The sequence below is a fragment of the Leptospira kobayashii genome (assembly GCF_003114835.2).
Classification (GTDB): Bacteria; Spirochaetota; Leptospiria; order Leptospirales; family Leptospiraceae; genus Leptospira_A; species Leptospira_A kobayashii.
Genome location: NZ_AP025028.1, coordinates 3,366,733 through 3,388,680, shown reverse-complemented (window position 1 = coordinate 3,388,680; position 21,948 = coordinate 3,366,733). Strand labels below are relative to the sequence as shown.

Below are 21,948 nucleotides of genomic sequence, written 5' to 3'. Positions count from 1 at the left end.
TAAAGACAATGAAACATAGAAATATACTATTGATAATGGCACTTTCGCTGGTTGCATTTTTTGTAAATTGCGAAGCGAAACCGGAGAAAGATTTTTACGGAGTTTCCGAAGAAGAAACGAATTTGTTGATCGCGGGCTTTCTAGCAAATCAAAGTTTGGTGGACACACGGACCGGAACGATCCGAGATCCAGCGGCAGGCTTGGAATGGCAAAAATGTTCTGTAGGGCAAGTGTATCGTCAAACGCAGAATGATTGCCAGGGAGCAGCGGCAGGAACGGTGTTGAATCCTCAAGATCCGTATCGTTACGGAGCACGTCAGTTGGCATTCTGCGATAGCAAGACTCATGCTTGCAACCGAGTGACAGTACCTCAAGTGTTGCTTGCGGCATCTGAGATAACGATCAGTGGAATCAGTGAAGCATACCAGGCATGTGCGGCACTTGGCACAACTTGGAGAGTTCCAACTCCGATCGAATTGAAACGACTGACGGAAACGGGAAGGATCTCGGTATTGAATTATTTTCCATCGACTTTGGAAGCGGAATACTGGTCTTCTTGGTCGAACGAACAAGACATCCCGGGAGAGACGGCAAGATCCATCTCTTTTGACAGATCCACTTTTGGTGATGAGAAAAACACTGTGAAGACGGATCGAAATTATGTCCGTTGCGTTAAAAATCTATAATTTCTGACTTTCACCTCCCTGCCACATCCCTACCGTTAAGGTAGGGATGGTTCCCAAAAAATCCTTCCCATTTTTACATAATGTCGTAAGACATGACATCGTTAGACAATTTTATATAAAAATAGGTCAAAAATGTTCAAATATATAACAAGAAGTGTCATACTTCTTCTTTTTTTATTCTCTCTGGGAATCATGGCACAAGCAAAAACGGAGGAGGAAACCGGTCCACGCCCACCGCATCCCGGCCTTCCGTTTGAGATTTCTGAAAAGAAACGGCTGAGTGTCAGGGATGTGAAAAATAAAAAAGAAGGCGGATACTTCACCGGTCTTCCTCTTGTGAACTCCGATCCGAACGTAGGGATCGGTTATGGAGCGAGGGTCATTTATTTAAATAACGGAGGAAGAGATAATCCATTATTCGAATATACTCCTTATCGTTATCGAATTTTCGCTCAATATTTTAACACAACCAAAAACGCTCCCTATCATTGGTTGAGCTTGGATGCACCTTATATCTTCGATACGAAATGGAGAGTACGCGCCGATTTGGTTTACGATAGAAATCCGAATACTTTGTATTTTGGAATCGGAGAAAAAACACTCCAACCGTTATCCTATCTGGAAAGAAACGATCCTGCAGGTCGTATGGTGCGAAATGCTCCTTTCGCCGACTATGAGAACAATTTGGGATACCGTCGTCCCGGGGATGTAGGTGCGGGAGAAGCTCCCTATGTTACCGATTCCAGATACAATCGTTATGATATAGAAAACCCGAACTTTAGCTTTTCCGGCGAATATTCTTTCTTCGGAGGAACGGTTCGTACTGTAACGGGAGTAAGATTATCAAAACAAATCGTTCGTACTTATGACGGCAAAACTTATGATGCCAAATTCGGAGCATCGGAATTATTAGGTGGAGTTCCTCTTGGGTCAGGCTTTTTGGATAATGTTGTAGGAGATCATCTCCCTACTCCGGAAGGGGAAACCCGTTTGACTCGTGATCAAAAAGACGGTAAAATTTTGGGATTCAACGGTGGAACTACAAACACGATTCGCGCCGGAGTCGTGTATGATACGAGAGATTTCGAACCGGACCCGAACCGAGGTCTATTTTTGGAAGCCACTCACGAAAGATCCGCGAAGGCAATCGGTTCCAATTATGAGTTTAACAAAAACTTGGTATCGGGAAGACTTTTCTTCAGCCCTGTGGAATGGATTACTAAAAAGCCACCGGAGTTATTGGAAAAATTCGTAATCGCTACAAGAGCGGCTTTGATGCAAACCAACGGAGATGCTCCTTTCTATGAATACCGCAACATGTGGGGAACCGAAACCAATCAATCGGGGTTAGGTGGTAGAACTACAATTCGCGGTTACAAACAGGATCGATTCGTAGGGCAAACGATGGGTTATGCGAACTTTGAAGTTCGCTGGAAATTTGCATCCGTCGATATTTGGGGACAACATTTTGATTTTCAATTGGTACCATTTTACGATGTAGGTAGGGTCTGGGACGCTACAGACCGGGTGAACTTGAAAGGTTACAAACATTCCCGGGGTTTAGGTTTTAGAATTCCTTGGAACCAAGCAACTGTTATCTATGTGGATTATGCAGTGTCGAAAGAAGATTCACAAGCCTTTGTGAACTTTAACCATATATTTTAGGGAAGTAAAGACAATGAAACATAGAAATATACTATTGATAATGGCACTTTCGCTGGCAGTTTTTTTTGTGAACTGCGAAGCGAAACCGGAGAAAGATTTTTACGGAGTTTCCGAAGAAGAAACGAATCTATTGATCGCGGGTTTTCTAGCAAATCAAAGTTTGGTGGACACACGAACCGGAACGATCAGAGATCCAGCGGCAGGCTTGGAATGGCAAAAATGTTCTGTAGGGCAAGTGTATCGTCAAACGCAGAATGATTGCCAGGGAGCAGCGGCAGGAACGGTGTTGAATCCTCAAGATCCGTATCGTTACGGAGCACGTCAGTTGGCATTTTGCGATAGCAAGACACATGCTTGCAACCGAGTGACAGTCCCTCAAGTGTTGCTTGCGGCCTCAGAGATAACGATCAGTGGAATCAGTGAAGCTTACCAAGCTTGCGCAGCACTCGGAACAACTTGGAGAGTCCCAACCCCGATCGAGTTGAAACGACTGACGGAAACGGGAAGGATCTCGGTATTGAATTATTTTCCATCCACTTTGGAAGCTGAATACTGGTCTTCCTGGTCGAATGAACAAGACATTCCGGGAGAAACTGCGAGATCTATCTCTTTTGACAGATCTACTTTTGGTGATGAAAAAAACACTGTGAAGACGGATCGAAATTATGTCCGTTGCGTCCGAAACTTATAACATAAAAGTTGATGCACCCTGGTTCGGGTGCATCAAACGGACTCATCTCTAGAACTCGCGAATTCCTCAAAAAATCTTTCTTTTTTTGTAAATTATTGTAATCTAATCAGTAGATCCTCCGAAGTACCACTTAGAATCATAGGAGTAGGTATGAATTCGATCGGATTGACCCATCAGAAAGCGAACCTAAACGGTCTTTATACGGACCGACGCGTGAGCTATGTCGGTCATGGTCAATTGGAAAGTGCTCCTGAAACTTTCTCCGCACTCCATGTGATTTCCCATGAATTGGGACATGCACAGGAATTTCGCAACCAAGCTTTCCGGGACGGCGCCGAAGTCAGATCTCTCGATGTTAAAATCAATTATGAATTAAGAGATGGTCGTATGGTTGCTGTTAGCGGGGAAACATCCGCTATCACCCAAAAACGAAAAGAATCCTCTTCCGGGGATCCTTCCCTTCAACCATACTCCGATGGCAAATCGTTTCAGGATATTTTTTCCGCCAAGTCCAAAGAAGAGGACGAGAAGAAGGCGAAAGACAAAGACAATGAATTGGTGAAAAGGGCGGAACATGATAAAAAAGAAGTCTTGGAAACCCGTATCAAAGAATTAGAAGTTCGTTTGGATTCGGAGAAAAAAAAGGAAATCTCTCAGAACAAAGGAGATCTCCCCGGAGAACAAGACGTTAAATCCAGAGAGATCGCTCAGGAAAAAAGGAGATTGGAAGAAGAAGTTCGATTTCTTAAAATGAAAGAAGAGATCAAGGAAACTTTTTCCATGTTAACCGACATTCGTAAGATGATGGTATCCAACGTGTTTGGAATGATGCAGGTTGCAAACGATTCCAAACCGGGTCAGTTTTTCGAAACATTTATCTAGTTTATTCTTTAAAGTTTAGTTGGAATATTTTTCCATATTTTCGCAACCTGGAATATTCAATTTTCCTTTGGTGCCTTTGTAAACGTCGCAGGATGATTTTTCCATAGCGGAAATACAGGTTTCAAATGCATTTACCATTTCTTCCGTTACTTCTTTTTTCTCAGTTTCGCGTTTCTTTTGCGCTTCATCAAACTTCCCTTTGAAAAAACTGATGCAATTTTCTTCCGATTGCATGAAAGGAGGAATTAGATTTCGGTAAGCTGCGGGAATTTTTGCCAATTCATCTTTTGTACATTCGATGGATTTGTTACACATTACTTTTTGAAATTTGGGAGTGAGTTCTAAGAGTTTGGCTTCGGGAGATACGGAACCTTTACAGGCGAAAAGAGAAAGTATTCCGAGGGATACCGCTAAAGAGGCTGCTTTGATTTTCATGTATGGACCTTTTTGTAAATTTATTTAACAATTAGGGAAGGGGTCTTTTGAATAGGGAACCTTTTTTTGTTTTATTATCTCGCTAAATGGTTTGGACTTTGCTGAGAATGAATTTGCGGATCTCTCCGATCCCCTTACCAGTAGTGGCAGAAACAAAAAAAAGCGGGAAAGGGTAACCCAGTTCGTTCATTACAGCTTCCATTTCTTTTTGAACCGCATTTCTGTCTTTCTGGTTGAGTTTGTCTATTTTCGTACGAACGACTACCGGAAGAATTTTTTTCAATGTAGCCGTTTCAATCATTTGTACTTCTTCCTCGGGAAAACTTCTTTGCGAATCGCAAAGAATGAAAAGAACTTTAAGAGCTTTGATTTCATTCAGAAATTGATCCAATAAATTCATCATTTCCTTATGTTCTTTGTGAGATGCCTTTGAATAACCAAACCCTGGTAAGTCGATAAGTGAAAACCCCGCTTTTGTTGAAAAGACGTTGATCAGCCTTGTTTTGCCGGGAGTTTTGGAAACTTTGGCAAGTCCTTTCCGATTTGTAATTGAGTTCAAAAGAGAAGACTTCCCCGAATTGGAACGACCGATAAATCCGAGCAAGGTTCCTTCCGGAAGAGGTGTTTCGGGAGAAATTTTCGAAATGGAAGTGCTGAAACTGGTTTCCGGAAACGGCACTTCTTCGTAATAAGTAGGTTTGTTCGGATTCATAAGAACTTGTTCTGTCAGTTTTGCGGAAGATCCTTTAAATTAGAATCAAAGAAAGAAAATAAGATTTGGATCGGCTTGTTTTCATAATATAAAATCGGAATATTTTCTCTGACAAAGAAAGGGATCTTCTTTTCCCGCAAACATTCGGATATCTCCTTTCTGCCTATTGAAACTTGAATTTTTTCACCTGGTCGGGGGATCTGAAGGGACAATTTCCCTTCTTGATTCGAAATCCTTCTTTCCTGATCATTCCATCGGATGTACAAATCGTTTCCTTCCGATCGGGAAATCGGGAGAGAAAACAATGGAGAAGAATTGTCTATGATCCAAATATCACCTAATTTCGATTTGTAAATAGTAAAAAGCTTGTTTTGTAGAAATGCCTTTTCTCCCTTCGTTTGCCTGACAAAATCTTCGAAAGGCGCTTTGTAGACGGAGGGAAAGCCTAAAAGATCCAAATGTAAATCTATGAGAGTTTTCTTTTTGTCTTTGGAAGATTGAATCCATGTTTGGTGGGGAATCAGGAAATGTTTGGTTTTCACAGAATCTTTTTTCGATGTTGCCTCCGAATTCCGATCTATATGCGAAGATAGAAATTCTTCGAACTCTGCTTTGTCCCAGGAGTGAAAGTTCCAATAAATGGAGTAGTAGTTCAGGTTTTCTTTTTCCAAAAGAGGTAGGACTTCATTTCGAATCCGATTTCTTTTGAATTTTAAATCCATATTGGATTCGTCTTCATAAATGGGATATGATTCTCCGATCCGATCGTAACAATCCAGTCTTTCCTTATCTTCTAAAAAAGCCAAAGGCAAAAAACGGTTGGGACTAAGAGGAGGAAGGGTTTGCAATGCGTTTTTTCCGCCTCCCCGAGTAAGATGAAGTAAAATGGATTCGAAATAATCTCTTGGATGATGTCCTGTGACATAATATGAGTTATGTGACCTGGAAAGCAAATTCAGCTCTTCGTAACGGGCAATTCTTCCCGTTTCTTCCAGGCCCTTTTTTAGCTGGGAAGCAAGTTCAGGAATTTTTTTTTTACAAACAAAAAATCGGAAAAACGGGTTTGGATGAATGTTTCCATTTTGGTTTCTTCCTCTTCATTATTTCTGATTCCGTGATTGAAATGAAATACGTAGGGAGAAGGGCAATTGTATTCTTTATGCAAATATTCGTAAAAAAATAAAACGAGAGTGGAGTCCTGGCCTCCCGAGTAAGAAACAATTGTTTTTGTTTTTTGCAAAAGACTTAAACTGTTTTTTCCCATTCGGCGAAGGAGTGATTCGAAGTGAGATTGCAATTCTTGGGAAAGTTTGTATTTCATAGTTTGCGAATCGCCACCATAGTGATGTCGTCGTGTTGTTCCGCTTCCATTGTGAAATTCCGAATTTCGTTGTAAATCCTTTCCAATTGGTTCTTCGGTTCCAAAGACAAAGAAGACAAAAAACTTTCCTGCAATCTATGATCACCGTACTGTTCGTCCGATTTGTTAAGTGCTTCTGTGACTCCGTCTGTAAACATAAGAAGTGTATCATTTTTTCCCAGGTCGATGGAGTCTTCGTTTTTGAACTGGGATATATCTCCGGTGATCCCTAAAATGACTCCTCCGGTTTCCACGATTTCAAGTAAATTTGTTTTGTTTCTGTGAATGTAAAGTAATCCGTGTCCTGCGCCGGAAACAAGGATTTGATTTGTTTCCAAACTCCAGCGGATCAAAATCAAACTCATGAATCGGGGAGTGGCCGCATCTTTGTAGCTGGTATATAGATAATTATTGATATCGTTGACGATTTCCCAGGGAGAATCTTTCACTCGCACCAAAGAATGCAATATGGTTCGCACGGTTGCCATAACAAGGCCTGCTGCGACTCCTTTCCCGCTCACATCTCCGATGCATAAGAATAATTCCTTTCCGTTGGGAGATAGAATAAAGTCGTAATAATCTCCTCCGATTCCTCTTGCAGGAACCATAAATCCGCCAAACAAGAGATATTTGGAATCAGGAATTTTTCTGGGAAGAAGGGTTGCCTGGATTTCCTTTGCGATCTCTATTTCCTTTTCCAGTCTTTCCTTTTGAGAAAGGTTCTGGTAAAGGTTTGCGTTTTCCATTGTTATGCGGGCAAGGGAAACAAAAGCATTCAAGGCTTCCAATTCATCTTGAGGAAATCGGGAATCCGGTTTTGCCAAAGTGAAAATACAATCGGTTCCATTTTCGAGGCTGATCGGAATGATCACTACCTCTTTCCCGATCACTCCGATAGATTCAAAAACCGGGTAGTCGATCGGATCGACAGTGATGGTTTCCTTTGCATGCAATAGATGAATGACCGTCGAAACATCCACCGTATTTGTTTCCGTACTAATTTGAAAATTCTCCAAATCACGGATGAGTTTGAAAACCTTCACCTTCATCGACTTGACCGGTTTTTCAATCAAACAGGCTACGGAAGATTCTACGATTCCCGATAAAGTCAATAGAATCATTCGAACCATTTCATCATGATTGTCCAAATAAAGTTTGCTGAGAGTCAATGCGGCAGTATGGAGACTTTGAAAATTTTTGGATTGGTTTTGTGATTTGGAATAGAGTAATGCATTGCGAAGGGATACTGCAAATTGCCCGACTACTAATTGTAAAATCTCCTGATCTTCCAGATAAACGGAATAATCGTCGTCCTCATAATCAACAGCTAACATTCCTACTGCGGTATTTGCATAGATGATGGGAATTACCAATTGGGATTTGGTTCCGGTGAGTTCCGAATAAAATTTATAAAAAGGATGAAGTTCGTCTTTCAGAACATAAAATCTGGATTCCCTTTTGGCCATGGATTCGATCAAAACACCGAAACTCAAATCATAATCCAAACGAATGCGTTTGATCGCTCTTTGTAGGCTTTTTTGCCGAGCGGTATAATACGCTAGTCTAATTTCACCTAACTCTAGATTTGTGATGAATACCGCAACTTTATCTCTTTTCAGTCTCTCGGCGATGAGTTCAGTGAATCGGAACAATAAATCTTCCAACCCCATGGATGAGTTGAACAAAGAAAGACAATCCAGTAGGAATTCCGTTTTTTCCTGTGAGGTGAGTATGTTTTTGCCGACTCTGGCTATTTTGCGTTTTTCTAAGATCCATTCCCGATCGCAGGTTCTGCAATAAAATCTTCCGCGTCTTGTGACTCCATCCGGGACTTCAGGTTCCTGACAGAGCAAACAGAGGGTTTCTTCCACGGGGTCTTGGTTCATTCGGATTGGATCATATAAGAACTCCATTCAAACATTCTACAAGTATTTTCCAAAAAAAGAGAAGGGAGCTGGTACGATTCGTGCTTAATGTATAAGCAAATGTTAGTTTTTCTATTGTATTCGAGAAAAACTACGTCTAAATGAACAGAAAATGAATAAAATGCCTATTATTTATGCATTGGAGCTAGCTATTGAGCATTTGCTGTTGCGTTTTTTTTATACATACCGTAAACTTTAAGAGCAAAATATTATGAATTCAAAGAAAATCAATCCGATTCAATCGATCCACGATGTTGCTACAGCAATGAATTCCACCCAGGACCCGGATGGTTTGCTGGAACTGATTTTGGATCGTTGCATTCAAATTTGCGGAGTAGAATCCGGCTCACTTATGCTCATCGATGAAAAATCAGCTGTTTTGGATGTGGTGACTTCCCGGGGGATGAATCAACAGATTTTAAGGGAGACCAGATTGAAGATCGGCCAAGGGATTACGGGGATGGCCGCATCGACCGGGCGGGCGAAACTGGTGAATGATGTTTCCAAAGATCCTGATTACATTCAGGTAAAGGAAGAGATCAAATCGGAGTTAGTTGCTCCCATGATTGTGGAAGACGGGATTATCGGAGTGATCTCTCTCGATTCAAATCGTTTGAATGCATTTAGCGCGGAGATGCTTGAGATTGTAAGTGTACTTGCCAACCAAGCTGCGCAGATTTTTAAAAACCTGCAAACCATCCGCAATTTGGAACAAAGAACCAAGATCCAGACCACTCTGATCGAAATTTCAAAACTAGTGACTTCCACTTTGGATTTGAATGAAATCTTCGAAGGCATTATGGTTACGATGGAAAAATCCCTTCGTTTGGAAAAAGGAAGTATCGTACTTCATAATAAGGAAGAAGGTGTATTAAGAATTGTCGCAGCCTCGGGTTTGTCTCAAGAGGAAATGGACAAAGGTTCCTACCAACCGGGAGAAGGGATTACAGGAAAAGTATTTGAATCCGGCGAAGCGATGATCATCGAATCGGTTGCCAATCACCCGGCATTTTTGAATCGGGTCGGTTATCTTTCGCATTTTAAGCATGATCCGCATAACGTAGGTTTATTGTGTTCCCCTATTTTGAGCGATCAGAATATAATCGGTGTAGTGAACGCATTTATCGTACAAAACAAACACACCGATCTGAAATCCTATTTGGATTTTTTGCAAGTAGTTGCTTCTATTATTTCCCAATCCATCAAGATCCAAAGCCTTGTGGAAGAAGCAAAAAAGGAAATCTCAAGAGAGAATATCCAACTCAAACGCGAATTGAAAAACAAATACAAGTTCGGTTCTCTCATCGGTAAAGCGACTGCCATGGAAAAGATGTTTGAGAAAATCCAATTGGTCGCTGATTCCCGCGCTTCCGTATTGATCACAGGTGAATCGGGAACCGGTAAAGAGATGATTGCAAATGCGATTCATTACAACAGTTCCCGTTCGGAAAATCCGTTTATCAAAATCAACTGTGCAGCCATTCCTGAAAACTTATTGGAAAGCGAATTATTCGGCCATAAAAAAGGAAGCTTCACAGGAGCTGTGTCCGATAAAAAAGGAAAGTTTGAAATGGCGGATACAGGTTCCATCTTTCTCGATGAGATCGGAGAAATGGATTTGAATTTGCAATCGAAGTTGCTACGCGTTCTGCAGGAAAGAGAGATTGAAGCGGTCGGTTCCGTCAAAGCGAAAAAAGTCGATGTGAGAATTATTGCCGCTACAAACGCAGAACTGGAACAATTGGTTGCAGAAAAGAAATTTCGCGCGGATTTGTTTTATCGCTTAAATGTTGTTAAAATTAACACTCCTCCTCTTCGTGAAAGAACAGAAGACATTCCACTTCTCATCAACCACTTCCTGGAAAAATACGCAAAAGATAATAATAAAGTGATCAAAGGAATCACAAGAGAAGCAAGTAAATTGCTTTTGAAATACCGTTGGCCGGGAAATGTAAGGGAGTTGGAAAATGTGATCGAAAGGGCAGTGGTTCTTGCCCAAGAGGAATTATTATCCGAAGAGGATTTTTCCGATATAGTCGATCATTTTGAAGAACATCAAGAAGCTCATCCGGAGATTCAGTCCGCCTCTCATGCTGAGCCTATGAATTCTTCCGAACCTTTGGATCTTGCTTCGGGGAGATTGACCCCAAGTCAATTGGACAATTTGGACGGTAGAGCAATGGAAATTGTTGTGAATGAAGTGGAATCCCGTTTGATCCAATATGCGATGAAGAAATTCCGTTATACAAAAACAAGAGTGGCGAAGTTTTTGGGAATCAATCGGAACACATTGGATAAGAAGATTAAGGAATTGAACATCGAGTATTAGACATTAGGTGGTGTATTTGTATCCCTGCGCCTTAAGATCAGCTCCTCTGATGATTCTTTGAATATTTCTTCGCTCAGTATTGGATTTTATTCTGGTATCCCCGCCCTGATTTGGGTGGGGAACTAGACCCGCCACCCAATGTGTTCCTCTTACTATAAACTCCTAATTTTGTCGTCGTACTTTAGAAATTGAACGAAAATTTTTAAAATAAGTTCGGCTTTTTGCCCATTTCATCCGGCTTTTCTGATGCTTCGTTTAACTTCAGTTGTCCGGAAAATGATTCAGATGGGTTGTCGGACCCGTCTGAATCGAATCTTCAATCGCATTATGAATGTATTCTTTCGCGTGACCTACTGCTTCCGGCAAACTGAGTCCATGAGCAAGATATGCTGTGATAGCGGAAGAAAAGGTACAGCCTGTACCATGCGTATTTCTTTCTTTTAAAAAAGGTTTTTTGAAATTATAAATAGAGGTTCCGTCGAAGAGTATGTCGATGGCTTCGGTTGCCTTTGGCAAATGCCCCCCTTTCAAAAGGACAGGGACCTTGAAAATATCAAACAGGCGTTTGGCTGAATTTTCCAATTCATAATGATGAGCAATAGTATCGCCTAGAAGAAGTGCTGCTTCGTCCAGATTCGGTGTGATGAGGGAAGAAATGGGAATCAGTTTTTCCCTCAATGCGGTGATTGCATCGTCTTTCAAAAGTTTGGCGCCGCTCGTTGCGATCATAACCGGATCCACGACCAATTTGATATCGGGTTTTGATTTCAACATTTCCCAGACGGCATCAATGATTTCTTCCGAGAATAACATACCGGTTTTGCAGGCAGATACGGGAAAATAATCAAGCACTGCGTCTAACTGTGCTTTGATAAAAGAAGTAGGGATCTCATGGATAGCGGTCACTCCGTCGGGGTTTTGTGCCGTCAAACAAGTGAAGGCGGTAGTTCCGAATGTACCTAAGGATGAAAAAGTTTTGAGATCCGCTTGGACACCTGCTCCTCCTCCCGAATCGGAACCTGCTATGGAAAGAGTAATAGGGAAATTTTTCATAAGAGACCTTTGGGATTCCATGCGAATTTTTTCAAATCAATCGTATCGTTTGCATCGAATTTTATTTTTTCACCGATGAGAATCTGTTTCTGTAAACCGGCGCGTATGGCATCTCCTTTGAAAGAGATCTGGCCTTGCGCATTGATGACTCTTTGCCAAGGTACGGTCCCGGCCTGACTTTTTTTCAATGCATTTAACGCGTAACCCACCGCTCTAGCGGCTCTGGGTTTTCCCAAAAGAACGGCAATCGTTCCGTATGTCGTGACTTTTCCTTTGGGAACTTTTTTTACCATAGAATATACATCCTGATAAAAACTAGATACTGCTTTTTTCGGGGAAACCATGTGATACGATTTCTATCTGCTATCTCCGTTCCAAAGAAGTAAATCATTTATTTAAGAATCGGATTTTCCATCTTGGTCATAGGCAGTCGGAATCGATTGGTAGAATTATGAAACTTTCGGATTACGCCAAGCACTTGTTACTTTCTCCGAACCTGGAGGATAAACTTATTTCCCCGCTCAAGGTATGGGAAGAAGAAATAGAATTGGTTCCCATCCGCATGGAAAAACCGGTCCGGGAAGATCGTTTGTCTTTCTCCGATAAAAAAGTCAAAATTCCCAGATTGGAACATTTGAATCAAACCAGTGCGAAGGGATTGACTCTTCATCATTTTGCAAATCATGAATTGATGGCGATTGAACTTTTTGCCTGGGCGATCCTTGCTTTTCCCGACGCACCCATTCATGTGAAATACGGTTTTATCAAAACCATCGAAGAAGAACAATCCCATCTCAAACTTTATATCAAGCGAATGTCCGACTTTGGAATCGGATTCGGAGACATCCCTCTCAATTATATATTTTGGAAACAGATCCCTAAACTACAATCTTTGGAAGAGTTTACTGCGGTATTATCCATTTCTTTTGAAGGAGCCAATTTGGATTATTCGCAAGTGTATGCAAAGGCATTCCATCATTTCGGAGATTTCGAGACGGCGGAGATTATGATGCGGATTTTTGAAGATGAAATCAAACATGTGAAACGGGGAATGCGTGTGTTTCAAAACGGGATTCCCGAAGGAAAATCGGATTGGGATTATTATCTTTCTTTGATTCAATTTCCATTCACTCCCAGAAGAGCGAAAGGGTATTATTTTATACCCGAGACGAGAAGGATGGCGGGGATGTCCGAGTCCTTTATTCAAAGCTTAGGTGATTATACGGATGAATACACTTCGCGAGTGAATCATCGGATTTTAGAACGATTCTCATTGGATGAAACCGTTTGGAAAAAATCCGACTTGCCTAAGACGCACCTCTCAGGATAGATTATTTGGACACCTATCGGAGACTAAGAATGAAATTGCAAATTACTCTTTCTATTTTGTTTGCATGCCTATCTTTCACTGTGGTTCTCCACTCTGAAAAAAATAAAAATACTTCCGGCATGGAAATGAACCTTCATGATTTTATGGAGGATTATACAAAGCCTGCAACCAAGCTGTACGATAAAAAAGGAAATGCGGATTACTTAAATAAAATTTTGGAGCATATTCCTTCTCTTGCTCCCACGGATCAACAGAAAGAATGGAAGGAAATCATCGATGCAAAGTTAGCCGTCGGAAAACCGGAAGATACTTGCAAGTCCTGCCATGTTAAATTCAAAAAAGATTATAAAGACAAATTTAGAAAAAAAATCCTTCTCATACCGGAAGAATTAAAAGATTTCCCTGCTGAAATCAAAGCTGCATTGAAAGCAAAATAATAAAATCTTAATCAAATAAGAGCGCCTCTTAATACTTGCGCTCTTGTCCGGTTGAAAAATTTGCTTTATGCTAACATTTATGTTCAAAACAAAACTATATTCTCTTATATTATTCCTATTTGCATTCGCTGTGTATGCGGAAGACAAGGACTTGGAACCGCCGAAGGAAAAAAAAGAAGAGCCTGTGCAGACTGTTTCTTTGCCCAAATCACTCAAGTTTGGCGGCTTTATCGATTCTTATTATCTGTACAATAATAACCTACCCAAAGCCACGGAACGAAAATATACGACCCAAGGAGTTCGTAACCAGGAGTTCAATGTCAATCTGGCTTATATTGATATGAAAGTGGACGAAGAAAAATACAGAGGCAGGCTTGCGCTGCAATACGGAACTTCCGTAAATACGAATTATTCGTCCGAACCTACAAAGGATACTGGCTCCAATCAATTGGGTGTTCGCAATCTTCAGGAAGCGTATGTCGGGTTTCGTTTGGCGGATAAAACCTGGGTGGACGGAGGGATTTATTTCGGACATATCGGATTCGAGTCTTGGATCTCCCATTTGAATTGGAATTACACCCGGGCTTATGCACTTGACTATGTTCCTTATTACTCCACGGGAGTTCGCGTCTCTCATGAGTTTACAAATAAATTTTCTATGCAGTTTCACGTGATGAACGGATGGCAAAATATAACGGAGAATAATCGGGACAAGTCTTTGGGACTTCAATGGAAGTATAAATTCACACCGAGTTTGACTTTGATCGTAAATCAGTTCGGGGGAAATGAAGCACCGGACAACGAACGAAAACAATTAAGACTTTATAATAATACGATATTGGAATGGCATGCTTTGGAATGGATGTCTCTTGCAGGTAGTTTTGATGCAGGCGCCCAGAAAGCGAAGCAGAGTCTATTGTATGAGCCTTGGTGGAATGTTTGGGACTCTCAGAATCCGATTTACAAAGATTCGGAAGCGAAGGCATTTCGTCATTGGTATCATGGGACGTTTTGGGTCAGTTTCAAATGGGACCCAGCGTATCGTTTGAGTTTCCGGGTGGAGCGGTTTTACGATCCGAAACAGGTGATGGCTCAGACAGGAACAAGACATGGATTTATGTCTAACGGTTATACGGCGACTCTCGATTTGTTATCCTGGGAACCCGCACTTTTAAGATTCGAATACAATTACAGAAGATCCGCCGATTCCATTTTTGAATATAGAAACGGACAAACTTCCAAGAAGGAAGATTTTTTCGTAGTAGCTTTCAGTATGAAGTTATAAATAAAAATCCATGATGGAAGTTGGCTTCTTCCATCATGGATCACTTGAATTATAGGAGAAAATAGTTTTAGCTTATTTCGTTTTCTTTTTATTCGAACCTTTTTTCGTTTTCTTTTGTTCCGAGACGGACTCTTCTTCTTCATAATCGTAATTTTCTTTAAACGAGTTAAAGCTGGAAGTGCGCGGATAAAGTGTGGAAGCGTCCGTTTTGTTTCTTTCTCCGACTACCATCAGATACAAAGAAGGCAATACAGTTAACACCAAACACATGGCGGAGAAAAGACCTCCTACGATCACAGTAGCAAGAGGCCTTTGCACATCCGAACCCACACCTGTTCCTAAGGTAGCAGGAATAAGGCCGAGTAATGCCAACAACATAGTCATTAACATAGGTCGAAGTTGGATTACCGCTGCTTTACTTACTGCAAGTTTTGTGGAAATCGTCGGCTCATCGATGAGTAGATGGTTGGTTCTGGATACAAAAAGTACACCGGCCATCGTTGCGATTCCGAAGAGGGATATAAATCCTACCCCACCTGATACGTTGAAGTAGTATCCTCGGAATAATAATGCATAGATTCCCCCGACTAACGAAAGAGGGATACAAGCAAGTGCAACATAGACATACTTTAAATTGCGATACAACATAAATAGAACGCCAAATATGATTAGAATCGTAATCGGAATCACGATGGCGAGTTTCGTTCCTACACGGGATAGGTTTTCATACTGGCCGCCGAATTTGATTTGATAGCCTTCCGGCAATTTGATCTTTTGTTTTACCTTTTTTTGCAGTTCCGCAACAAAACCGCCTTGGTCTCTTCCGCGGATATTGGTTCTAACGGTAATATTTCTTCTTCCTTCTTGGCGAAAGATCATAGTCGGCCCGTCTTCCAGACTGATCTTTGCCAGTTCCGAAAGCGGAATCCTTTCTCCTTTCGGAGAAATGATCGGCATGTTCTCAATCGCTTTTTGAGAAGCTCTATAGTCTTTGGAGAATCTAACTACGATACCAAATCTAGCAGGTGTTTTTGGGGGAATGTCGGAAGGACCTTCGTAAAGAGTACTGACTCTCTGCATCCCGATCGCGGCTTCAATCATTTGTTGAATATCACTTACGTTGATTCCGAAACGAGCGGCTGCTTCGCGATCGATTTTTATAGTTAATTGAGGACTTTCCGCTTCTTGCTCAATTCCGTATTCGCTGGCACCTTTCATGTCCTTAACGATATCCAAGACTTCGTTTCCGATTTGGCGCATCACCTTGAGATCATCTCCGGCAACAAATACCGCCAAGTCGGCAATGGTTCCCATGATGGCCTCGGAAAGGTTATCCATAATCGGCTGGGAAAAACTGATTCTACAACCCGGAAGAGTCGCTTCCAAGTCGTTTTTCATACGAAGCAAAAGTTCCTGTTTGGTAATCTTTTCCTGCCAATCGTTATAATCTTTTAAGCCGATGAGCACCTCAAGTCGGTTTGGTGGAAGTGGATCTGTTCCGTCATCGTTTCTCCCCAATTGGGAAAGAACTACGTTGACTTGTTCATTCTTATAAATGGTCTCTCTGATTTTAGGAATGAATTTGCGGGATTCGGGTAAGGAAATCCCTACGGGAAAAAAGATACGAATGTTGAATCCACCCTCATCCATTTCGGGAAGAAATTCGGTACCGAGACTGTACATCCCGACTCCGAGCAGTATCGTAACAACCGTAAATGTATATGTGACTACTTTTTTGGAACGGTCTACTATATATCCGATCAGTTTTTCATATTTTACTTCTACCCAGGCATAGAAAGGATTATGCCATTCGATTGGCCCGGGATTTGCCGACTCGAAGTATTTTTTATACAACATCGACATGATGACAGGAATGACAGCCATCGCAAAAATCAATGCACCTAAGATGGCAAAAGAAATTGTGAAAGCCATCGGCTTGAACAAACGACCTTCGATTCTTTCGAAAGAAAAAATAGGTAAATATGCCAGGATAATGATTAAGATCGAGAATATAATCTCGGTTCCCACTTCGGCGGCGGCATCTCTTGTGAAGATAAGAATGCCTTTTTCTTTTTCGGAAGGGGACGCATCTCTGTAGCGCCTCATGATATTTTCCACCATGATAACGGCACCGTCGACTATGATTCCGAAATCAATTGCACCTAATGAAAGTAGACTGGCAGGAATCCCTGTCATATTCATAAGCAAAAATGCAAACAACATGGCAAACGGAATCGTGGCCACTACAACCAAAGAAGCTCTGACACTTCCGATGAAAAAAATCAAAACAAGACTGACTACAACCACTCCCTCCACCAGAGTTTTACCGATGGTTCTAAGAGTATAATTGACCAAATCGCTTCGATCGTAAGTGGTTCTGAGAGTCACATCGGGAGGAAGATAGTTTTCATTGATCTCTTTGACTTTGGCACGGATTCTTTCGCCCATTTCGTTGGGATCACCCCATCGGCGCATCGCCACCAAACCTTGGACAGACGAATCGACGTCGATCAATCCCTCCTGTTCGTTTTGGATCGTATACCCGAGGACACCGCTCGGAATAGGATGGGAAATTTCAACGGTCCCCAAATCCCGGACGAATACGGGAACTCCGTTTACTACTTTAACTACTATGTTTTCAATATGTTTGGGATCCCGGATGGCACCAAGGGAACGGATGGGAAAACCTTGTTCTCCCTGTAGGAGCAGGTTCCCTCCCGTATTCAGGTTGTTCACCTGGATTGCCTGGATTACGTCATTGATTGTCAATTTATAACGAATCAAACGATCGGGGGATGTTACAATGTGAAATTGTTTCGGCAGACCGCCAAACGTAACTACGTCGGCAATTCCGGGAATCTGCAACATCTTGGGCATAACCACCCAATCTTGGATGGTTCTCAGTTCCATAGGAGTGTGATTGCCTTTGGACTCCACTACATAGCGGAAAATTTCACCTACAGGAGAACTCATCGGCCCCAGAGACGGATCCACATCGTCTGGGATATCCGCATCTCTTACTCTTTCCATAAGACGCATACGGGCAAAGTAGTCGTCAGTGCCGTCAATGAATACGAATTGGAAGACCACCAAACCGTTGATTGTTCTGGATCGTCTAACGGCAACATTCGGGATTGCATTTAATACCCGTTCAATGGGAAGGGTTACCCTTTCTTCCACTTCTACCGCCGCTTTTCCGGGGAATTTTGCTATAAGTCTGACCTGTGTGTCTGCGATATCGGAGTAGGCTTCTTTACGAATATCGATCCATGCCCAGGTTCCGAATACGACAGAGACGATTGCCGCGACTAGAGTGTAAGTGCGGAACTGTAAGGCTTTTTCTATAAAATCTTTAATCATTCATTTTACCTTGTATCGAATAAATAACCCATCTGCATAAGTATCTGCGGGTTTTTGTAATCTCCTTGTCCGATCCCCCCTCCCAACTGGAGGAAAAAATTTCCAAGAAGTATATCGTAAGTTAAACCGATGTATTGCTGTTTGAGATAAACTTTCTGAGTATCTCGGCTTTTGTATTCCAGTAGTAGAGCCAGATCAGGATTTACTTCCGCCACATACGCGCGGATAAACTGGTCTTCATATTTTGCGTCTCTGTATTGATATCCGGGTATATTCAAACCGGTAGGGTAGGAGGTTTGTCCACCCCGGCCGACTTCGGGAGAATAAGGATCCACATTAAAACTACCAGCTACAATAGAGATACTATGCGCAATGACGGGAGTTTTCCAGAAAGTATAACCCAAGTCTACTTGTCCTCCGTTCCAATGCGATCTCCAGCTACCACCTGACACACGCACAACGATGTCTTTGTAGTAGTAACCCAAATTAAGGTTGATGCTTGCCGGACTTCCGATCGTTGCCCCGTAAACCCAAAAGTTGGTGGACTTGGGTTGGTTTTTCGGAAGAAAAGTATCAGGATCCAATTCATCTTCTTTTCCGAATCTGGTTTTTTTATCCGGATCGGGACTCCATTCCGGAGTTTCCTCTTTGTCTTTTTTGTCTCCGGCAGGTGTAGGTTCCGAGAAAAGAAGTGAGGAACTTAAAAAACTCGTTAATAGAATTAAGTAAAAAAATCTATTCATGATTAAAAACCGAAACTCAAACCTTTGAGCAGAATAGATCCTTGAATTACTACTTTTTCCCCTTGTGTAAGTCCAGCGACAACATTGACTACGTCCTTAGTTGAAACTCCCAGAGTCACCTCTCTTCTGGTAAAGTTAAGAGGTTCTTCTTCTACAAAGACATAGTTTTTTCCTTCCACCGTTACGATCGAGTTAAACGGTAAGACAACGGTATCTCCCGCAGTTTCTTCCGGGAATTTCACAACCCCGAACATGCCCGGTTTCAATTTATAGTCTTTGTTTATGATTTCGATTCTTACCTTCGCAGTACGAGTGTAAGGGTCTACGTTATCTCCAATTGCTTCGGCAGTTCCACCCCAGTCTTCGTCAGGGAAGGAAGAAAATTTTACTTTTACCTTTTTGCCCCGTTTCAAGCTATTGATTTGTGATTCGGGAACATCACAGATGATCCATGCTTTTTTATTTCCCGCATTGGCAAGTTCGCTTGGATTAAGACCGACTGCCCGTAGTTTTCCTTCGAATTCCGCAAGTTCGGCGGCATCATTTCCTACATCGGTTTCCGATTCCACAAGATCTTTTTCCGTAGCTACTCTATGTTTGAACATATCTTGAATTCGGTTTAGATTTTTCCTGGATCGATGCACTTTGTTTTTAGCATGAATGTAACCTACATAAAGATCATTTAATTCTGAAGATTCGAATAACACGATCCTTGATCCGCTGCTTACCGATGGAGAAGTGGAAGCGATCAGTCTTGCAGGCGCTTCCAGGTTCACAAACTCTCCACCGTTTCCGATGATGCTTGATTTTACAATCTCGAGACCTGGGCTTGTCGGCTTGAACTCGATCCTAAGTCCGTTTTCATGGACGACCGCTTTTTCCGGATGATGAGGAACTTTCTTAGGCCCTCTGGTAAGTGCAAAGATAGCTATGGAAACAATAACTACAAGAGCTCCTGTTGCTAACAATAGAAAAGAACGTTTGTTAAGTTTTGTCGTAAGATTCATAAGATTTTACTCCTCTTGGCCTTGTTTGTTCGAATTGGGTTTATAATTTTGTTGTTTGGGAATAAATACTCCCAAACCTACCGAGTAATTTACACTTTCAATTGCTTCCATACGATCTGTTTGAAGCTTTAACATTTCCACTACGCTTGATCTGTAGGTTTCGAAGAAATCGGCAAACTCCAGGATGGTGATGTATTTTTTTTCATAACTCATGATCATATCGAGAGATAGATTCGCATAATCTTTGATATACGTATCAATGAATCTGCGGTAGAGTGCGTCTTTGATTCGCGCGCCTTGAAAAGCGATCGCTACTTCGTTCTCTACTTCCAAAATTCGGTTTCTAAGTTCTTGTTTGCGAACCAGGATTGCTTTTTCTGCGGCTTGGATATTTCCTTGGTTGCGGTCGAATACCGGAACGTTCAATTGGGCAGTGACTCCCCAATAGTTTTGAAATGCGGTTCCCCCTCTATTGTAAACGGGACCGATGGACAAATCGGGAATTGCGTTTGCATGTTGCAATTCGAGATTTGCTTCTTCATACTTTAGGGTTTGGAGCGCTACTTTCAAATCGGGACGATTTTCCCTCGCTTTGGAAACCAGATCGTCCAATTGGGATGCGTTCGGAAGGATGTTATCCAGAGTGCTTTCATCCACAATAGGGTAAAAAGCGACTTTGGCTTCCCTGTATTTGTCTTCATTAAGTAGGACTTTTAAATCGGCTTCCTTCTCATAAACTTTGATCCCCAACTCTTCTCTTTCTTTTTTGAGAAAGAATAATAACGCTTTGAGACGCAATAACTCTGCCTGGAGGATCGCTCTTCTTTTGTACGCAAGTTCGGATGAAGAGACTGTTTTTTCTATGGAGGCAATACTTTGGTCGTAAAATACGATGGCTTTTCTATAAAAATAAATAGTATAATATGTTCTTCTGAGCTTTGTAAGCAAGGCACGTGCAAGATCATAAAATTCCTGTTCGCTGATCTTTGCATTCAACTCGGCAACTCTCACCCGTTTGTCTATCTTTCCACCAAGTAAGAATACCTGTTGGATCTGCACCGTTGTTTGGCCGGATCGAGTCGTATCAAAATATCTTTGTGTAGGTTCTGCAAATATACTTTGATCTATGAAAATATTCGGGTTAGCGTAAAGCCCCGCTTGCAAAACACCCGCTTTCTTTGCATCGATTTGAAACTTTGCGGCAATGAGCAGTAAGTTGTTTTTCCAAAGTAGGGTTTCCGCATCCAAAAGATCCAAAGAGACATCCTTTCTCTGATCTTTGGGATAAAGCTCCGAGCCCAAAGAATTCGGATTCTCGTCGGAAATCTGTCTATCCAACATGGAAGACGGAGATTTTTCCTGGTTTCCTCCTTCCGGACTGAGAAACCCGAAAGGAATCAATATCATAGGAATAAGAAGAAATTTAAATTTCATGCGTAAACCTTTGTTAGGTGTTTATGATAAAGATAATGCATGTGTGTATCCTCCTGATACAAATTCCAGGAAGTAGTTTTTTAGAGAAGTTTGCAGCGAGAGAGTATGTTATCTCTTACTTGCTTACAAAAAACCCTAGTTTCCTTACTGGAGAAAGAAATTGCCGTTTGTTGTTAAACGATTGGTGGGGGGAGATTTAAAAGTAAATCGGAAAGAAGGGATGAAATATGAAAGGTATGCGAGATTGATATATTGGAAAAATGAAGAAACTTTGTTTGGCTCAGTGTGAAAAAATTTTCAAAAACTAAATCCAGGAAGTCGCATCTGCTTCTGGTGAAGAGCGCGTTATCATCCATTCCCACTAGTTCAGGATCACTTACCGAATGATGCTCGGATTTCGTCGCAGATAAGGATTTATGGCTTATCGTTGCTGATTTGAGATCAAGAAATGCCGAATCAAATACTCCGTCTTCCTCAGTAGGCAACAAAATAACCGCACTGAGCATTAAGACGATCGCTTTATGGAGCATCCGATTCATCACAATTGCCATATTTAAGAAGACGAGCAACGCTTCAAATAAAATAGGTTCCCAAAGAATTAAAATTTATAATGA

20 protein-coding genes are annotated in these 21,948 nt (G+C 41.6%); 8 read left to right on the top strand and 12 right to left on the bottom strand.

Annotated features, from left to right (window positions below):
- Positions 1-8 precede the first annotated feature (8 nt).
- The 4 genes from lsa25 (DI077_RS15195) (at position 9) to DI077_RS15180 (ending at position 3,924) form a co-directional block, all read left to right on the top strand.
- Positions 9-686, top strand: coding sequence for a surface adhesin Lsa25 (gene lsa25, locus DI077_RS15195; RefSeq protein ID WP_242935236.1), 678 nt, complete (start codon positions 9-11; stop codon positions 684-686).
- A gap of 132 nt (positions 687-818) precedes the next feature.
- Positions 819-2,351: an Omp85 family outer membrane protein gene (gene omp85 / locus DI077_RS15190; RefSeq protein ID WP_109021014.1), complete on the top strand. Its 1,533-nt coding sequence runs from the start codon at positions 819-821 to the stop codon at positions 2,349-2,351.
- A gap of 13 nt (positions 2,352-2,364) precedes the next feature.
- On the top strand, positions 2,365-3,042 hold the full coding sequence (gene lsa25, locus DI077_RS15185; RefSeq protein WP_109021015.1) for a surface adhesin Lsa25: 678 nt from the start codon (positions 2,365-2,367) through the stop codon (positions 3,040-3,042).
- A gap of 150 nt (positions 3,043-3,192) precedes the next feature.
- Positions 3,193-3,924 (top strand): hypothetical protein, encoded by a 732-nt coding sequence (locus DI077_RS15180; protein WP_109021186.1) that lies wholly within the window; start codon positions 3,193-3,195, stop codon positions 3,922-3,924.
- 15 nt (positions 3,925-3,939) lie between these two features.
- Here the strand turns inward: DI077_RS15180 and DI077_RS15175 are convergent, their stop codons facing one another.
- From DI077_RS15175 to DI077_RS15155, 5 genes are all read right to left on the bottom strand, one after another.
- A complete protein-coding gene (locus DI077_RS15175; protein WP_242935235.1) occupies positions 3,940-4,359 on the bottom strand; it encodes an LA_2478/LA_2722/LA_4182 family protein in 420 nt (139 codons plus the stop codon).
- Between the two features lie 82 nt (positions 4,360-4,441).
- Entirely contained in the window at positions 4,442-5,071 is a 630-nt protein-coding gene (gene yihA / locus DI077_RS15170; RefSeq protein ID WP_109021016.1) for a ribosome biogenesis GTP-binding protein YihA/YsxC, read from the bottom strand.
- 14 nt (positions 5,072-5,085) lie between these two features.
- Positions 5,086-6,048 (bottom strand): tRNA lysidine(34) synthetase TilS, encoded by a 963-nt coding sequence (gene tilS / locus DI077_RS15165; RefSeq protein WP_278321687.1) that lies wholly within the window; start codon positions 6,046-6,048, stop codon positions 5,086-5,088.
- A gap of 26 nt (positions 6,049-6,074) precedes the next feature.
- The gene (locus tag DI077_RS19775) at positions 6,075-6,392 is read right to left on the bottom strand and encodes a PP-loop family protein (RefSeq protein ID WP_109021018.1); all 318 of its coding nucleotides are present in this window, start codon (positions 6,390-6,392) and stop codon (positions 6,075-6,077) included.
- The gene (locus DI077_RS15155; RefSeq protein ID WP_109021192.1) at positions 6,389-8,317 is read right to left on the bottom strand and encodes a GAF domain-containing SpoIIE family protein phosphatase; all 1,929 of its coding nucleotides are present in this window, start codon (positions 8,315-8,317) and stop codon (positions 6,389-6,391) included. The genes DI077_RS19775 and DI077_RS15155 overlap by 4 nt, the downstream gene beginning before the upstream one ends.
- Positions 8,318-8,621: 304 nt before the next feature.
- Here DI077_RS15155 and DI077_RS15150 point away from each other — a divergent pair, with 304 nt between their 5' ends.
- Positions 8,622-10,685, top strand: coding sequence for a sigma-54-dependent Fis family transcriptional regulator (locus DI077_RS15150; RefSeq protein WP_167837186.1), 2,064 nt, complete (start codon positions 8,622-8,624; stop codon positions 10,683-10,685).
- 261 nt (positions 10,686-10,946) lie between these two features.
- Here the strand turns inward: DI077_RS15150 and thiD are convergent, their stop codons facing one another.
- Positions 10,947-11,738 carry a bifunctional hydroxymethylpyrimidine kinase/phosphomethylpyrimidine kinase gene (gene thiD, locus DI077_RS15145; RefSeq protein ID WP_242935234.1) on the bottom strand — a complete coding sequence of 264 codons (792 nt, stop codon included), beginning with the start codon at positions 11,736-11,738 and terminating at the stop codon, positions 10,947-10,949.
- Positions 11,735-12,082 (bottom strand): MGMT family protein, encoded by a 348-nt coding sequence (locus DI077_RS15140; RefSeq protein ID WP_109021021.1) that lies wholly within the window; start codon positions 12,080-12,082, stop codon positions 11,735-11,737. The genes thiD and DI077_RS15140 overlap by 4 nt, the downstream gene beginning before the upstream one ends.
- 107 nt (positions 12,083-12,189) lie before the next feature.
- Between DI077_RS15140 and DI077_RS15135 the strand changes: the two genes are divergently transcribed.
- The 3 genes from DI077_RS15135 (at position 12,190) to DI077_RS15125 (ending at position 14,790) form a co-directional block, all read left to right on the top strand.
- Positions 12,190-13,068 (top strand): DUF455 family protein, encoded by an 879-nt coding sequence (locus tag DI077_RS15135; protein ID WP_109021022.1) that lies wholly within the window; start codon positions 12,190-12,192, stop codon positions 13,066-13,068.
- Between the two features lie 29 nt (positions 13,069-13,097).
- Positions 13,098-13,505, top strand: a complete 408-nt coding sequence (locus tag DI077_RS15130; protein WP_109021023.1) for a hypothetical protein — start codon at positions 13,098-13,100, stop codon at positions 13,503-13,505.
- A 79-nt stretch (positions 13,506-13,584) separates the two neighbouring features.
- The gene (locus DI077_RS15125; RefSeq protein WP_174705649.1) at positions 13,585-14,790 is read left to right on the top strand and encodes a porin; all 1,206 of its coding nucleotides are present in this window, start codon (positions 13,585-13,587) and stop codon (positions 14,788-14,790) included.
- Positions 14,791-14,862: 72 nt separating this feature from the next.
- On the opposite strand, the gene DI077_RS15120 is transcribed toward DI077_RS15125, so the two are convergent.
- The 5 genes from DI077_RS15120 to DI077_RS15100 form a co-directional block, all read right to left on the bottom strand.
- Positions 14,863-18,150 carry an efflux RND transporter permease subunit gene (locus DI077_RS15120; RefSeq protein WP_109021025.1) on the bottom strand — a complete coding sequence of 1,096 codons (3,288 nt, stop codon included), beginning with the start codon at positions 18,148-18,150 and terminating at the stop codon, positions 14,863-14,865.
- Positions 18,151-18,155: 5 nt separating this feature from the next.
- Positions 18,156-18,893: a hypothetical protein gene (locus DI077_RS15115; RefSeq protein WP_109021026.1), complete on the bottom strand. Its 738-nt coding sequence runs from the start codon at positions 18,891-18,893 to the stop codon at positions 18,156-18,158.
- A gap of 2 nt (positions 18,894-18,895) precedes the next feature.
- On the bottom strand, positions 18,896-19,900 hold the full coding sequence (locus DI077_RS15110) for an efflux RND transporter periplasmic adaptor subunit (protein ID WP_109021027.1): 1,005 nt from the start codon (positions 19,898-19,900) through the stop codon (positions 18,896-18,898).
- Between the two features lie 6 nt (positions 19,901-19,906).
- A complete protein-coding gene (locus DI077_RS15105; protein WP_109021028.1) occupies positions 19,907-21,334 on the bottom strand; it encodes a TolC family protein in 1,428 nt (475 codons plus the stop codon).
- Between the two features lie 173 nt (positions 21,335-21,507).
- A complete protein-coding gene (locus DI077_RS15100) occupies positions 21,508-21,873 on the bottom strand; it encodes a hypothetical protein (protein WP_242935233.1) in 366 nt (121 codons plus the stop codon).
- Positions 21,874-21,948: the final 75 nt, after the last annotated feature.